Source organism: Microbacterium sp. oral taxon 186 str. F0373 (assembly GCF_000411455.1).
Classification (GTDB): Bacteria; Actinomycetota; Actinomycetes; order Actinomycetales; family Microbacteriaceae; genus Microbacterium.
In genome coordinates, this window is the sequence record NZ_KE150458.1 from 812,324 (window position 1) to 827,236 (window position 14,913).

The following is a 14,913-nucleotide window of genomic DNA, read 5'->3' on the forward strand; positions in this document are numbered from 1 at the left end:
GGATCCCCTGTGAAAGGGTGATATTGCACGGTCGTTCGGATGAGGCACACAGGTGCGCACGTTATACCTGAGACGACGAGAGGACCACACAATGGCAGATCGCAGCCTGCGCGGCATCCGACTCGGCGCCTCGAGCCTACAGAGCGAAGAAGGCGTCGTGTTCCATGAGCGCGCCAACCACACCTATGTCTGCACGCAGTGCGGACGCGAGACCGTGATGACCTTTGCAGCCGATGCCGAGCTTCCCGACGCCTGGGAGTGCCGCACGTGCGGCGCCGAGGCCGTGCTCCGCGTGGGCGATTCGGTTGTCGAGGTCGACCACTCCGGGGACAAGGCTCCCCGCACCCACTGGGACATGCTGCTGGAGCGTCGTACCGTTCCCGAGCTGGAGGAGCTGCTCGAAGAGCGCCTCTCCCTGCTGCGCGCCCGTCGCGGCGCCGCGGACGACTCCCGCCTGAGCGCCTGACGCTCACTCCCCCGCTTCGACGCCGGCCCCTTCGGGGGTCGGCGTCTTCGGCGTGCGCGCGCGACGGCGGACGATGAGGCCGACCAGGGCGAGCGCCACCACACTGCCCCACCCGAGCAGGGTCTGGATGGCGTCGCCCAGAAGGATGCCGGGGGTCAGACCGGTGCGCAGCGGCACGTCGGTGACCATCGCACCGGGCTCGTCGGCGGGCAGCGCATCGATCGTGCGGCCGTCGGGTCCGATGACCTGACTGGTGCCGACGGTCGACAGGTTGACGACGGCGCGGCCGGTCTCCACGGCACGAATACGGGCGAACGCGAGTTGCTGCAGGTTCTCGTCGGTTCCGCGGAAGTCGGCGTTGTTCGTCTGGAACATATAGACCTGGGCCCCGGACAGGGCGCCCTCGCGGATGACATCGTCGTAGATCACGTCGAAGCAGATGGCGAGCCCGACGCCCACTCCGTTCACGTCGAACATCGGCGTCGTCGTCCCCGGCGTGTACTCGCGCTGGATGAGGCCGATGAGATCCGGGGCGAGCATGCTGTAGAACCAACGGTCCGGTACGTACTCGCCGAACGGAACCGGGTGGCGCTTGTCATACAGCGCCGTCGGGTTCTGCCCCCCGGCCTTCCACAGCAGCGAGGAGTTGAAGTACTGGTCGCCGCGTTGAGTGACGCCGCTGACCAGCAGCGGTGCGCCGACACGGTCTGCCAGCGCGTCCAGGGCTGTGCGCACCGACGTGTTCGACAGCGGGTCGGCATCGATCCCGCCCTCCGGCCAGAGCAGCAGATCGATGTCGCGGTCTTCGATGGGCCGCGTCGCCGCAAGCTGCGCGCGGAACACGTCGTAGGCGGCACGCTGATCGAAGTAACCGGCGGGCCCGTTGCCTTGCACGGCACCCACGCGGATACTGCCGGCATCCGACGTCGGAAAGGCGGGAAGAAGAAACAGCACCAGGACGGTGATTCCCGCGGGCAGTATCCGCAGCGCTGCCGCGGGCACACCGCGGGCCCGTCCGAGCCGCGCCGCCTCGATCGCTGCGGCGCAGGCGAACACGATCAGGAACGACAGACCGCTCATCCCCGTCCACGACGTGACGTGCACGAGCGGCGAGTCCGCCTGCGTCACGGCGATGCGGGTCCAGGGGAAGCCTCCGTAGGGGAACGTGCCCTGGAGTTCTTCCCGCGACACCCACAACCCCGCCACGAGAGCCGGCAGCACGAGGAGGCGTCCCGCGGTGCCGGGTGCCCAGCGAGGCAGCCATCGATAGGCCCAGGCGATGGGAATGGCCATGACCGCCGTCAGCAGCGACTCCAGCGTCGACAGCGCGATCCACGGCACCGGCCCGAGATAGCGGGCCGTGAAGGAGAAGTTCACGAAGAACAGGCCGACGCCGAAAAGGAGTCCGACCGTGAACGCGCCGCCGGTGCGCCGTCCGATGAGCGTCAGCAGCCCCAGCGGTACGGCGACGAAGACCACGGGCCACCACGACATCGCGGGAAACGCGAGCGTGAGCACCAGCCCCGCGGCCGTCGCGACGACGCCCGCCGCCCACAGCGGAAGAAGGGGTCGTACCCGCGGGGCGGCAAGATGGAGTCGTTCGGGCACGGATCGAGCCTAGGCGAGCCGATTCAGTACGAGCCGTACGCGACGATCCCGCGTCGAACGGCATCGAGGGCGGCGCGTGCCGTCGTGGCGAGCGGTGCGTCGGCGACCATCGACAGCTGGTCGAGGAGGTCTATGGTCTGCTTCGTCCAGCGTACGAAGTCGCCCGCGGCGAGATCTGCCTCCTGCAGCACACGGTCGAGCGAAGCCCCGCGCGCCCAGGAGTGCATGGCCTGGGCGAGTCCGGTGGCCACCGGGGACGACCCCGGCAGGCGGTGGTCCTGTTCCAGATCGTCCAGTCGTGCCCACAGCTCCTGCGTCGCCGTCAGCGCCGCGCGGAACGCGCCCCGTGGAAGCCCGTGCTCACCGGGGCCGCTCTCGTCGCGACGCGGCTCATAGACGAGACAGCACGCGAGAGCGGAGAGGCCGGCCGGATCGAGGTCTTTCCAGATGCGGGTGCGCAGCGATTCCGCGACGAGGAGATCGCGCTCACCGTAGATTCGCTTCATCGTCGCGCCGGCCGCCGTCAGCGCGGTGGCTCCGTCGGCATCGACGTGCACATAGTTCAGCGCAGTGAGCACGTCGACGACCCGGTCGAAGATGCGCGCGACCGTACCGGTACGCGTGTCGATCTGCTGACGCAGCTTGTCGGTGTGGCGCCGCAGCTTTCCGTAGCGTTCGGCCCATCGGGCGTGCTTCTCGCGGTCGGGGCAGCTCTGGCACGGATGCCGCTTGAGGCTCCGCCGCAGCGACTCGATGTGCTCCTGACGCTGCTGGCGCACCTTCGGAGGGCCGGAGCGGTCACCCTTGCGTTCGAGGTCGCCGAGCTCGCGTCTCATGCGGGCGAACTCGGCGAAGTCGCCCCGATCGCACGCCATCGACGCCGCATACCCGGCCAGGGAGACCTCGGCATCCTTGACTTCGCGCGCCAGCCCCACCACGGCGCGGTCGGCCTGGAACTGGGCGAACGACGACTCGAGGATCTCGCGCGCTCGGGCACGACCGAACTGGTCGATGAGGTTCACCGCCATGTTGTACGTCGGGCGGAAGCTCGAGTTGAGCGGGTACGTGCGCCGCGAGGCCAGTGCCGCCACGGCCTGGGGATCGAGATTCTCACTCCACTGGATGACCGCGTGGCCTTCGACATCGATCCCGCGCCGCCCCGCACGCCCCGTCAGCTGCGTGTACTCGCCGGACGTGATGGCGACCCGCGCCTCACCGTTGAACTTCTCGAGCTTTTCGAGGACGACGGTGCGCGCCGGCATGTTGATGCCGAGCGCGAGCGTCTCGGTCGCGAAGACGACCTTGACGAGCTTGCGCTGGAAGAGCTCTTCGACGATCTCCTTGAACGCGGGGAGCAGGCCCGCGTGGTGGGCCGCGACACCGCGTTCGAGGTTCTCCCGCCACTCCCAGAAGCCGAGCACGGCGAGATCCTCGTCGGGAAGCGTCAGCGTACGCTCGTCGACGATCCGGCGAATCTCATCGCGCTCGTCGCGGTCGGTCAGGCGCACGCCGGAGCGTCGAACCTGCTGCACGGCGCCCTCGCAGCCCGCACGGCTGAAGATGAAAAAGATCGCGGGCAGGAGGTTCGCCCGCGCCAACAGCTCGACCACCTGTGGCCGATCGATGCGCTCGATGCGCTGCATATTTGCAGAGCGCAGCGGCCGCGTAGCCCCCTTCGGGGGCCGCGCGGCGCCGGATCGATCGGCCTGCGCCCGGTGACGGTGAGAGCGGTAATCCTGAGCCCGGCGATTGCTCTCGAACGTGGAGCCGCGCACCGATCGCAGGCGCATGAGCTCCTGATTGACCTGCGCGGTCGCGATGCCGGCGCGATCGTCGAACAACGGCAGCAGATCGCCACGGACCAGCACATGCTGTTCGAGCGGAACGGGTCGGGTTTCGGAGACGATGACCGCCGTGTCACCACGCACGGTGTCGAGCCAGTCGCCGAACTCCTCGGCATTGGACACGGTGGCCGACAGCGACACGAGCTTCACACGCGGCGGCAGATGGATGATGACCTCCTCCCACACCGCGCCGCGGAACCGATCGGCGAGGTAGTGGACTTCGTCCATCACCACGTAGCGCAGACCGCGCAGCGCCGGGGAGTCGGCGTAGAGCATGTTGCGGAGCACCTCGGTGGTCATCACGACGACGCGGGCGTTGCCGTTGATGTTCGTGTCGCCCGTGAGCAGGCCGACCTCGTCCTCGCCGTACACCTGCTGCAGCTCGCGGAACTTCTGGTTCGACAGCGCCTTCATCGGCGTCGTGTAGAAGGCCTTCTCGCCGGGCTCGCGCATGGCCAGATGCACGGCGAACTCGCCGACGATGGTCTTTCCCGCGCCGGTGGGCGCCGCGACCAACACGCTGCGTCCGTCCTCGAGGGCGTGACATCCCGCGATCTGGAAGGGGTCGAGGTCGAAGCGTTGGCCGTCGGCGAAGGAGGCCGTGATCGGATGCGCCTGGCGGGCCTGGGCCTGCGCGAAGCGGCTCGCGGGATCCGTCACAGGTCGAGCCCGAGCGCCTTCTCGCGCTTGGCGCGTCGGCGATCGAAGAGCACCGACAGCCCGGCGGCGGCGAAGTAGAGCACGGTCAGGATGCCGGCCAGCAGCAGCATGCTGACGATGTCGGCGGCGGGCGTGGCGAGTGCCGCGAACAGTGACGCAACGAGCACGGCCACCCTCCATCCCTTCAGGATCGCCATACCGCTCATCACACCGGCGAGGTTCAACGCGACCAGGAAGACGGGAAGCACGAAGGAGACGCCGACGACGAGCAGCAGCTTGAAGACGAAGTCGTAGTAGTACTTCGAGTCGTAGATGTTCGACGCGCCCTGCGGAGTGAAGGACGCCATGAGCTCCACGATGTGGGGCATGATCAGCCACCCGACGAACACGCCGGCGGCAAAAAGGGGCACGGCGGCGCTCACGAACCCGATGGTGTAGCGGACCTCCTTGCGGGTGAGGCCCGGAACGAGGAACGCCCAGATCTGCCAGACCCACACCGGTGCGGAGAAGATGACGCCGACGGCCAGTGCGATGCGCAGCCGCATGTCGAACGGGCCCGTGATGCTCTGGTACATCAGAGTGACGACGTCGCCGTCGCCGCGCTGCGCGGCGACGACCCGGATCGGCTCCGTCATCGCCCAGATGATGGCGTCGGTGAAGATCCACGCGATGATCATGCCGACGACGAGCGCGATGATGCCGATGATGAAGCGTCGGCGCAGCTCCGTGAAGTGCTCCGCCAGCGACATCCGACGATCGCGACGGGGCGCGTCGTCCTCGCCGAGACGAGCGGACTCGACCGTGGCCACCGACGTCAGGGCTTGGTGTCGGGTCCGGGCTCGGCGCTCGAGGCGGCCGTCCCGGCTGCGCTTCCGGTCACCGGCGGCGCGGGCGGCGTCGCGGCGGCGGCGTCGTCTTCCTTCATCGCCTTCATCTCGCCCTTGAAGACGCGCGCGGACTGACCGACGCTCTTGGCCAGCGCAGGGAGCTTCGCCGCCCCGAACAGGAGCAGGATGATGACGACAAGGGCCAGCAGGTGCCAGCCGGTCAAGCCTCCGAGCATGAGGGTCTCCTCGGGTCTGGGGATATCGCCCAGTCTACCTGTCGGTCCCGCCGCCGGGCTCAGGCGTACTGGGCGAGCCCCGCCTCGGCCCACGCCGCGGCTGCGTGACGCGCGGCATCCGGTCCGACGATCTCCAGATCTCCGCCGAGCTTCGCCGCGACACGCTTCAGGCTGCGGGCATCCCCCACGCGCACCCGCGCCGAGCGCACCGCGGCGCCGGCATCGGCCGGGTCGTCGATCACGACGTAGTCGGCCAGCAGCGGCGCTGCCGATGCCCGGTAGCGGACGACGACTTCGACGTCGCGGGAGGCGCCTTCGAACAGTGCGGGAACGCTGTCGTCGCCGTGGGTGCTCACGATGTCGGTGAGATGCACGTCGGAGACACGATCGAGATGGAAGGTGCGCATCGCCTGACGCAGGTGGCACCATCCCTGCAGGTACCACTGACCACCGGCGAGGTGGACCTTGACCGGGTCGACCGTGCGGGTGGTGGGCGCGGCATCCGGGGCTTGGTAGGTGAAGGCCACGGCGACGCCGTCACGCAGCGCGCGATCGACCGTCAGACGGACGTCGTCGACCTCGCCGGACGCGACGATGACATCGGCCGGCACGCCCGAGGCGCCACGCGCGAGCTTGGCGAGCAGCCCCTGGATCACGCCGCTGTCGCCGACCCCGGGTAGCGACGCCGCGACACGGAGTCCGGCGAGGAGGGCGGCGGCTTCCGGTGCCGTCAGACGCGGGGTGCGCTCGAGACCGACCGTGTTGGTGATGACGATGAGGTCCTGCTGATCGAGAAGATCCCAATCGATGTCGAACAGATCGTTCGCCATCTGCCAGAAGCCGCCGTCGCCGGGCAGCCCGATGACGGTCAGCTTCTCCACCATGGTCCGCATCTGCTCGACCGTGACGTCGAATTCCTCTGCCGCCTCGGTGAGCGACACCTCGCCCTTCCCGATCAGGTAGGGCACGAGCTGCAGGATCAGGGCGGCGCGATCGGTGGCGAGAAGAGGTTTACGCCGCGCGCTCATGATCGCTCCCCCGCGCCGGTGCCATGCACACGCAGCGTGCGCTCCAAACGCGCGATCACCTGCTCGCGCAGTTCGCCCGGTTCGACCACGCGCACCTCCGGGCCGTACGAGGCCAGCTCGTCGGCGAAGATGTGGACGTCGACGTAGGGCACGCGGATTCCCTGGTCGGCGGGCGTCGCCCGGCGCGTGAGTCGCAGAGCGGCCTCGGTGCCCGGGGCGATCTCCAGCAGTGCCTGCTGACGGGCGGCGAGCTCCGCCAATCCGGTCAGCGCACGCTCGCCGGCGCCCTCGCGCAGGGCGAGATCGAACGTCGTCCGCGTGATCGCGACATCCGACACGATCCGCGACAGCAGGAACGTGCGCACGTCGCCCTGAATCAGATCGAACCCGTAGACGTGCCACCGCGCCTCGTACTCGATCAGCGCGTAGGGCTGCACGCGACGCACGCGCGCGTTCTCCTCTCCCGCCTTCAGATAGGAGAACTCGACGACGCGCCCCTGTTCGATCGCGCGCTGCATCGGCGCGAAGGCGGACTCGCGCAGATTCACGCGCGGCGAGTAGCCGATGATCGGCGCGTCGACGTCGATGCCCAGCGCCCGGATCTTGCGCAGGCCGCTGCGCGCGTCCGCCGACATGGAGCTCTCGCTCCACACGCCGCCGGCGAGGTTCAGCACGGCCAGCTCGGCCGGCGTGAACTCGATATCGGCGGGAAGCTCGTATTCTGCGGTGGGAATGCGGTACCGCGCCTCACGGAGGTCGTCGGGGTCGGCGTAGTCGCCGATGGTCTCCACAGGGATGCCGAGCGAGCGGAGGTTCTCCTTGTCACGCTCGAACATCTTCTCCAGCGCATCCTTCGAAGCGCCCGCAGAGCCCTGCTCGCGGTAGCCCGCCACCGAGGACAGAATCGTGTCCTTCGTCAGCCCCTGCTCCGTCGCCATGAGTGCGACCACGAGGTTGACGAGGCGCTCCTCGGGCGCGCTGCGGCTGGTCTCGGTGGGCACGCATCAATCTTAGGCGTCGCCTGTGGAGCGACGGCGGTGCCGCGCGGCCGTGAGCGGACCGTGGGCGATCAGCACCCCGGTCGGGTCAGGGAGCGGCGGGAGTGTCGACGCCGAGGACGTCGATCACGAAGACGAGCGTCGAGCCTGCCGGGATGGACGAGGTGGCCTTGTCTCCGTATCCGAGGGACGGCGGGATCACCACGAGGATCTGAGATCCGACGGTCTGCCCCTTCAGAGCCTGTGCGAAGCCCGGGACGACGGCGTCGAGCGTGACCGCGGTGGAGGCCCCCTTGTCCCATGTCGAGTCGAAGACCTTGCGGTCGGCCCACGTGACGCCGGTGTAGTTGATCCGGATCTGATCGCCGTCGCCGACCGCGGGGCCGTCGCCCTTCTTGAGAACCTCTACGGCCAGCTCGGACGGCGGCGCGGTGTCGGGGATGATGATCCCCGGTGTGCCGTTCGGAGCCAGCACCACCGAGGGCATCCCCCGGCGATCGTTGTACTGGGGCGTGCCGTCCGCAGCGGCGAGGTAGACCTTCTGCAGGTCGATCGCGACGACGATCGAGTCGGCGCCGGTGAGACCCCACCCCTGAGCGGCCGGGGCCGACAGCGCGCTGGCCGGGACGGCGCCGAGGATGCGGGAGCCCTCGGTCGCACAGGTCATCAGCTCGGCGAACCCGGCGTACTGCTCGCGCCACTTCGACAGCGGAGTGACCTGCGTGCCCGACGTCAGGATCTTCTGACCGGTCGACCCGCTCATGATCGTGATGGCGAACTGCACATCCTGCATATCGGATGTGACCCGCGGTCCGGAGCCCACGCTCTCGTCGACGGCGACGGTGTGATCGACGTAGACCGGAGCGCTCAAGGTCACGTCCGGGGCGCCGGCGGCGCCGGAGACGCTCACCGTGTTCAGCACGCCCGAACTGTCGGCCGGGCGGTCGCAGGACGCCGCCGATCCGGGCGTCGACGCGCATCCGACGAGGGTCAGAGCAGACAGGCCGATGACGGCGAGGGCAGCAGGGATCCGGCGCACCGGATCAGTCTACGTCGTCCGCTGCGCCGCCCCCGGCCGCGACGATGTCGGCCGACGCCTGCCGAGCGCCGTCGGCCGCGCGCTGAGCCTCGCGCACGCGCTTGCGGAGATTCTTGCCCGTGATCTGGCGATCGCCGACGGCCCCGGGCGTCCAGAGTTCGACGTCCTCGTCGGCATAGCTCGGCTTCTTCAGCGCGCGCTTGCGCACGTCGGGGGGCATCGCGCCCGGTGCAAGGCGGCGCGCCGTGATGAGGAACCCCGTGTGGGCGATCATCCGGTGATCCGGTCGCACCGCGAGTCCCTCGACGTGCCATCCACGCACCATCGTCTCGGTCGCCTCGGGCTCCGTGAACAGACCGGTGGCGCGGATGTACTCCGCGACACGGCTGAGCTGAGTTGCTGTGGCGATGTAGCAGAGAACGACGCCGCCGGGCGTGAGAGCGTCAGCGACCGCGTCGATGCACTCCCACGGAGCGAGCATGTCCAGAACGACGCGGTCCACGGATGCCGGGCGCACCGCGGCGGGAAGCTCCTCGACGAGGTCTCCCACGACCACGTCCCAGCTGTCGGGTGTGTGCCCGAAAAAGGTCTCGACGTTGGCCCGGGCCACTTCCGCGAACTCGTCGCGCCGCTCGAAGGAGACCAGCCGCCCGGCCGGACCGATCGTGCGCAGCAACCACATCGACAGCGCACCAGATCCGACACCCGCTTCGACGACCGTCGCGCCGGGGAAGATGTCGGCCGAGGCCAGGATCTGTGCGGCATCCTTCGGGTACACGATGGCCGCGCCACGCGGCATCGACATGACGAAATCGCGCAGCAGCGGCCGCAAGGCCAGGTACTCGTGGCCGCCGGAGTTGGTGACCACCGAGCCGTCGGGCTGGCCGAGGAGCTGTTCGTGCTTGAGCACCCCGTGGTGCGTGTGCAGCTCGCCACCCTCCCGGAGGGTGACGGTGTGCAGGCGCCCCTTGGGACCGGTCAGCTGCACGCGATCTCCGAGGCGGAACGGGCCGCTCGGACGGAGGTCCACGAGGGAAGTCGGCGTGGTCATACGTGCTCTCCTGTGCGGTGGGTGCGGTGCGCCGCGTGGACCGCGGCGATGTCGTCGGGTGTGCGCCCCGCGAGCGTCGGCCACAGGGCGTGGGCGCCCGTGCCGACGAGCGAGACCATCAGCGGCACGCCGATCGTCGTGACCCCGGCGGCGACGGCGGCCCGCACGCCTGTCGGTGAGTCCTCGATCGCGATCGCGTCGACGGGATCGACGCCGAGGGCACCGCACGCCTGCAGATACGCGTCCGGGAACGGCTTGGGCCGCGCGACGTCATCGCCCGCGACGATGATCTCGAACAGCTCGGGAAAGGGCGCCACGACCTGTTCGGCCATCCGCCGCATCGACATCGTCACCAGCGCACAGCGAATGCCGGCGCCGCGCAGCGCCGCGAGCAGCTCGTGGGCTCCGGGGCGCAGCGGGCTCCCCCGCTCGGCCAGCAGGCGCGTCACCTCGCCGGTGAGGTGATCGATGATGCCGGCGACCGGCATTCGCACGCCCGCCTCCTGCAGAATCGCGCCAGAGGTCTCGAGTCCCTGTCCGACGAGCGTCAACGCCTGTTCGTGCGTCCAAGTGCCGCCGAAGCTCTTGACGAGAGCCGTCTCTGCTTCCATCCAATAGGGCTCGGTGTCCACGAGGGTGCCGTCCATGTCCCAGAGAACGGCGGCGGGAAGGGCGGAACTCATCGGACCATGCTACCCAGGCGCCTCGACGCTGCTGTTGCGTGCGGCACGTCCGCCCCCGGGTCGGCCCCGGCGCGTATCGTGGAGGAATTGATGCACCGTGCGAGAGGGGCGGAGTGGACGAACTGGGTAACCGCGTGCTGATCGTAGCCTTCGACGGCTGGAATGACGCGGGCGAAGCCGCCTCGGCCGCCGCGGCACACATCAAGGAGTCCGGCGCGTACCGGGAGGTCTTCGCCGTCGACCCGGAGCTGTACTTCGACTACCAGTACACCCGCCCGCAGATCACGCTCGACGCCGACGGCTCGCGCACGCTGACCTGGCCGGACGCGACGCTGTGGCGGCCTCTCCATCCCGCCGACGGCACCCGCCTCTGGGTGCTGTCCGGGGTCGAGCCGGCGCGCGCCTGGCAGTCCTTCGCCGCCGAGCTGGTGGATGCCGCGCTCACGGAGGGGATCACCGGCATCGTCGCGCTGGGCTCGATGATGTCCGATGTTCCACACACCCGGCCGATCTCAGTGTTCGCCGGCAGCGACAACGACAGCCTCCGCGCCGCCCTCAGCCTGGAGAAGCCCACCTACGAGGGCCCGGCGGGCATTCTCAGCGTGCTCACGGCCGCCGCCGAGACCGCCGGCATCCCGACCGCAGCCCTGTGGGCCAATGTGCCTCATTACGTCGCCGGACACACCCCGTCGCCCAAGGCGACGCTCGCTCTGCTGGACCGCGTCACCGATCTCACCGGGGCGGTCGTGGCGCGTGGGGAGCTGCCCGCCCAGGCGCTGGCCTGGGAGGCGTCGATCGACGCCGCCGCGGCCGACGATGAGGAGATGACGGAGTACATCCGCCAGCTGGAGCAGACACGCGACACGTGGGATTCGCCCGAGGCGTCCGGCGACGCCATCGCGCAGGAGTTCGAGCGCTATCTCCGCCGCGGCGGCGAAGGCCCGGGCAAACCCGGTCCGCCGGACCCCCGCCGCTCCTGATCAGTAGGCCTGCAGCACGCCGACGCTGAGCAGGATGATCAACAGGATGCCGAGCGCGAGCCGATACAGCACGAACGGCAGGAAGCTGCCGCGCTTGAGGTAGCGCATCAGGAACGCGATCACGGCCAGACCCACCCCGAACGCGACGACCGTCGCAACCCCGGTTTCGACCATGGTGTAGACCTGGTCGCCCGGATCCTTGATCGCCTGGATCAGCTCGTACAGGCCGCTGCCGAAGACGGCGGGCACGGCGAGCAGGAAGGCCACTTCCGCCGCCGCCGGCCGCGTGTAGCCGAGGGCCAGCCCCATCGTCGTCGTCGCGCCCGAGCGGGAGACGCCGGGGATGAGCGCGAGCATCTGCGCCAGGCCGAGGGAAAGACCGTGCCCGTACGTCAGATCCTCCTCCGTGCGGGTACGGCGTCCGAGAGCGTCGGCCGCCCCGAGGAGCAGACCGAAGACGATGAGAACGGTCGCCACGAGCCAGAGATTGCGGAACGTGTCGCGGATCACGTCCTGGAAGAGGTAGCCGGCGATGCCGATCGGGATGGTGCCGATGATGACGATCCATCCCATGCGGGCATCGGGATCGTTGCGCGGCACGCGACCGGTCAGCGACTTCGCCCACTGCGAGATGATGCGCACGATCTTGCCCCAGAAGTACACGAGCACCGCGAGTTCGGTGCCGATCTGGGTGATGGCGGTGAAGGTCGCGCCAGGGTCTTCGGCCGACGGGAGGAACTCGCCCATGATGCGCAGGTGGGCACTGGAGGAGACGGGGAGAAACTCGGTGAGTCCCTGGACGAGGCCCAGGATGATCGCCTCAAACAGATGCATGGGGGGCCTTTCAGTACGTGCGGATCAGATCGGTGAGCACGCGCTGCCCGAAGACCAACGCGTCGATGGGGACGCGTTCGTCCACACCGTGGAACATACCGGTGAAATCGAGATCCAGGGGAAGCCGCAGCGGAGCGAAACCGTATCCGGCGATCCCGAGCTCGGCGAGCGCCTTGTTGTCGGTGCCGCCGCCCATGAGATACGGCAGAACGGGCACGCCCGGATCGTGGCGTTCCAGGGCCCCGACCATCGCGTCCACGAGCGGTCCCGCGAACGGCACCTCCAGCCCGATGTCGCGATGCGACACATCGACCACGATGTCCTCGCCCACGATTCGCTGGATCTCGGCCAGCACGCGCTCTTCATGTCCCGGGAGGGTGCGCACGTCGATCGTGGCGACCGCGGCATCCGGGATCACATTGTGCTTGTACCCCGCGACCAGGCCCGTCGGGTTGGCCGTCGTCCGGAACGTGGAGCGCAGAAAACCGGATGCCGGTCCCGTCGCGTCCGCGACGGCGTCGGGGTCGGCCGGGTCGACGCCGCAGAGGACCGCCAGCCCGTCGACGGTCTGGCGCGTCGTGGTGGTCAACTCCAGCGGCCACGAGGAACGTCCGAGGGCGGCGACCGCCTCGGCCAGACGGGTGACGGCGTTGTCCGGGTGGAATCGACTGCCGTGCCCCGCGGCACCGTGCGCGCGCAGACGCAGCCAGACAAGGGCCTTCTCCCCCACCTGCAGCAGGTAGGCCCGCCGGTCGCCCACCGGGATCGAGTAGCCGCCGACCTCGCTGATCGCCTCCGTGGCACCGGCGAACCACTCCGGCCGATCGCGCACGACCAGCTGCGAGCCCTCGACGCCGCCGTTCTCCTCGTCGGCGAAGAACGTGACGATCAGGTCTCGAGCAGGCTGCTCCCCCGCGCGCAGCAGGTCGGCGACGGAGGCGAGGATCATCGCGTCCATGTCCTTCATGTCGACGGCGCCACGTCCCCACAGCATCCCGTCCTTCACGACGCCGCCGAACGGATCGACGCTCCAGTCCTCGGCGACGGCCGGGACGACGTCGAGGTGTCCGTGCAGCACCAGGGCGGGCTTGTCGCGGTCACGGCCCGGCACGCGGACGGTGAGGTTCGTGCGCCGCGGGATGGGCTCGTAGTACTCGGGGCGCAGTCCGAGGCCTTCGAGGTAGGCACCGACGTACTCCGCGGCCTCCCGTTCTCCCCGCGAGCGCCCCTCGCCGAAGTTCGTCGTGTCGAAGCGGATGAGATCGCGCGCGACGCAGGCGACCTCGGGCAGTTCGGAGTCGGACATGCCTCCACGCTAGCGCGCCCGACGCCCCGAACGGAGAACGCACGAGGACTCCTTTGACAAAAGAAAAAGGCCCCTGACGGGACCTTTTTCCTTCTGTGCGCGAGGGGGGACTTGAACCCCCACGCCCTATACGGGCACTAGCACCTCAAGCTAGCGCGTCTACCTATTCCGCCACCCGCGCAGGTGGTTTTCGGTTTCGCAACCGAAGATCGACAGTACCAGATTCCGAGCCAGACGCGGAATCGGGGCCGGGCTCATCCCGCCGAGACGCCGAAGAGCAGACCGAGCACGTACGTCACCGCCGCCGCCCCGAAACCGATCGCCAGCTGCCGCAGCCCTCGCCGCAGCGGCGGCGCACCCGAGAGCAGTCCCACCATCGCTCCTGTGCCCAGCAGCGCCGAACCGACGAGCACGAGAGCGACGACGACAGCGGGGATGCCGCTGAGCCCGAAGATCCAGGGAAGCACCGGAATGATCGCACCCGACGCGAAGAAGAGGAAGCTCGACCCGGCGGCGCCCAGGGCACTGCCGACCACTTCGTGATCGGCGCCGGCGGCGCGGTGCAAGCGGTACGGCTCACTGCGGTCGGCGGCCTGCGCGGCCTCGACGATCTGGCGCGCACGCTCCTCGGCGTCGCGTTCACCGAGACCCCGCGCACGGTAGACCAGAGCGAGCTCGTTGGCATCGAGGTCGAGGTCCGGCAGCACATGGTCGGCGTAGTCACTCGGCTCCGTGGCATCCAGCAGTTCCCGCTGTGAGCGCACCGACACGTACTCCCCCGCCCCCATGGACAGGGCGCCGGCGAGAAGGCCGGCGACGCCGCTGAACAGCACGAACTGCGCCCCCACGCCGGTGGCACCGATGCCCATCACGAGAGCGAGGTTGGAGACGAGACCGTCGTTGGCGCCGAACACCGCGGCGCGGAACGTGCCGGACAATCGCCGCCGCCCGCGGGCGGCCAGACCTCGCACGACCTCACGATGGATCTTCTCGTCAGCGACCATGCGTGCCGTCGCGAACGGCTCGCTGTCGTACGGCGAGCGCCCTTCCGCGTTCTGGGCCAGAGCGAGCACGAAGATGGAGCCGAACCGCCGAGCCATCCATCCCAGCAGGAGGGAGCCGAGGCCTGGAGAGGGCAGGCGCGACGGTTCGCCGCCGAGCAGTTCGAGCCAGTGCGCCTCGTGGCGTCCCTCGGCGTCGGCCAGGGCCAGCAGGATCTCGCGCTCCTCGCCTTCGCGGCGCTGCGCGAGGTCGCGGTACACCTGCGCTTCCGCGCGTTCGTCGGCGAGGTAGCGCGCCCAACGGCGGCGGTCACGAGGCGTGGGAACGGGCTGCGCGGTCACGGGAGTTCAC

The 14,913-nt window shown here is 69.3% G+C and carries 14 protein-coding genes and 1 tRNA gene; 2 read left to right on the forward strand and 13 right to left on the reverse strand.

Going from position 1 to position 14,913, the window contains the following annotated elements:
- The first annotated feature begins 91 nt into the window (after positions 1–91).
- A complete protein-coding gene (locus HMPREF1529_RS14025; RefSeq protein ID WP_005049356.1) occupies positions 92–466 on the forward strand; it encodes an RNA polymerase-binding protein RbpA in 375 nt (124 codons plus the stop codon).
- Positions 467–469: 3 nt separating this feature from the next.
- On the opposite strand, the gene lnt is transcribed toward HMPREF1529_RS14025, so the two are convergent.
- The 9 genes from lnt to HMPREF1529_RS14070 form a co-directional block, all read right to left on the reverse strand.
- Complete coding sequence (gene lnt / locus HMPREF1529_RS14030) at positions 470–2,074, reverse strand: apolipoprotein N-acyltransferase (RefSeq protein ID WP_016465284.1); 1,605 nt, start codon at positions 2,072–2,074, stop codon at positions 470–472.
- Between the two features lie 23 nt (positions 2,075–2,097).
- Entirely contained in the window at positions 2,098–4,578 is a 2,481-nt protein-coding gene (locus tag HMPREF1529_RS14035) for a DEAD/DEAH box helicase (RefSeq protein ID WP_016465285.1), read from the reverse strand.
- Complete coding sequence (tatC, locus tag HMPREF1529_RS14040) at positions 4,575–5,327, reverse strand: twin-arginine translocase subunit TatC (RefSeq protein ID WP_016465286.1); 753 nt, start codon at positions 5,325–5,327, stop codon at positions 4,575–4,577. Before tatC ends, HMPREF1529_RS14035 begins: the two co-directional genes overlap by 4 nt.
- A gap of 65 nt (positions 5,328–5,392) precedes the next feature.
- Positions 5,393–5,641 (reverse strand): twin-arginine translocase TatA/TatE family subunit, encoded by a 249-nt coding sequence (locus tag HMPREF1529_RS14045; protein ID WP_016465287.1) that lies wholly within the window; start codon positions 5,639–5,641, stop codon positions 5,393–5,395.
- Positions 5,642–5,700: 59 nt separating this feature from the next.
- A complete protein-coding gene (locus HMPREF1529_RS14050) occupies positions 5,701–6,669 on the reverse strand; it encodes a helix-turn-helix transcriptional regulator (RefSeq protein ID WP_016465288.1) in 969 nt (322 codons plus the stop codon).
- Entirely contained in the window at positions 6,666–7,670 is a 1,005-nt protein-coding gene (locus HMPREF1529_RS14055) for a helix-turn-helix transcriptional regulator (protein ID WP_016465289.1), read from the reverse strand. The genes HMPREF1529_RS14050 and HMPREF1529_RS14055 overlap by 4 nt, the downstream gene beginning before the upstream one ends.
- Positions 7,671–7,755: 85 nt before the next feature.
- Positions 7,756–8,706 carry an FKBP-type peptidyl-prolyl cis-trans isomerase gene (locus tag HMPREF1529_RS14060; RefSeq protein WP_005049349.1) on the reverse strand — a complete coding sequence of 317 codons (951 nt, stop codon included), beginning with the start codon at positions 8,704–8,706 and terminating at the stop codon, positions 7,756–7,758.
- A gap of 4 nt (positions 8,707–8,710) precedes the next feature.
- Positions 8,711–9,757, reverse strand: a complete 1,047-nt coding sequence (locus HMPREF1529_RS14065; protein WP_016465290.1) for a tRNA (adenine-N1)-methyltransferase — start codon at positions 9,755–9,757, stop codon at positions 8,711–8,713.
- The gene (locus tag HMPREF1529_RS14070; RefSeq protein ID WP_005049347.1) at positions 9,754–10,440 is read right to left on the reverse strand and encodes an HAD family hydrolase; all 687 of its coding nucleotides are present in this window, start codon (positions 10,438–10,440) and stop codon (positions 9,754–9,756) included. The genes HMPREF1529_RS14065 and HMPREF1529_RS14070 overlap by 4 nt, the downstream gene beginning before the upstream one ends.
- A gap of 113 nt (positions 10,441–10,553) precedes the next feature.
- On the opposite strand from HMPREF1529_RS14070, the gene HMPREF1529_RS14075 reads away from it, so the two are divergent.
- The gene (locus HMPREF1529_RS14075) at positions 10,554–11,420 is read left to right on the forward strand and encodes a PAC2 family protein (RefSeq protein ID WP_016465291.1); all 867 of its coding nucleotides are present in this window, start codon (positions 10,554–10,556) and stop codon (positions 11,418–11,420) included.
- Here the strand turns inward: HMPREF1529_RS14075 and HMPREF1529_RS14080 are convergent, their stop codons facing one another.
- The 4 genes from HMPREF1529_RS14080 to HMPREF1529_RS14095 form a co-directional block, all read right to left on the reverse strand.
- Positions 11,421–12,254: an undecaprenyl-diphosphate phosphatase gene (locus tag HMPREF1529_RS14080; RefSeq protein ID WP_016465292.1), complete on the reverse strand. Its 834-nt coding sequence runs from the start codon at positions 12,252–12,254 to the stop codon at positions 11,421–11,423.
- A 10-nt stretch (positions 12,255–12,264) separates the two neighbouring features.
- Positions 12,265–13,560 (reverse strand): M20/M25/M40 family metallo-hydrolase, encoded by a 1,296-nt coding sequence (locus HMPREF1529_RS14085; protein ID WP_016465293.1) that lies wholly within the window; start codon positions 13,558–13,560, stop codon positions 12,265–12,267.
- A gap of 96 nt (positions 13,561–13,656) precedes the next feature.
- A tRNA-Leu gene (locus tag HMPREF1529_RS14090) sits at positions 13,657–13,741 on the reverse strand.
- Between the two features lie 73 nt (positions 13,742–13,814).
- Entirely contained in the window at positions 13,815–14,903 is a 1,089-nt protein-coding gene (locus HMPREF1529_RS14095; protein ID WP_016465294.1) for a VIT1/CCC1 transporter family protein, read from the reverse strand.
- Positions 14,904–14,913: the final 10 nt, after the last annotated feature.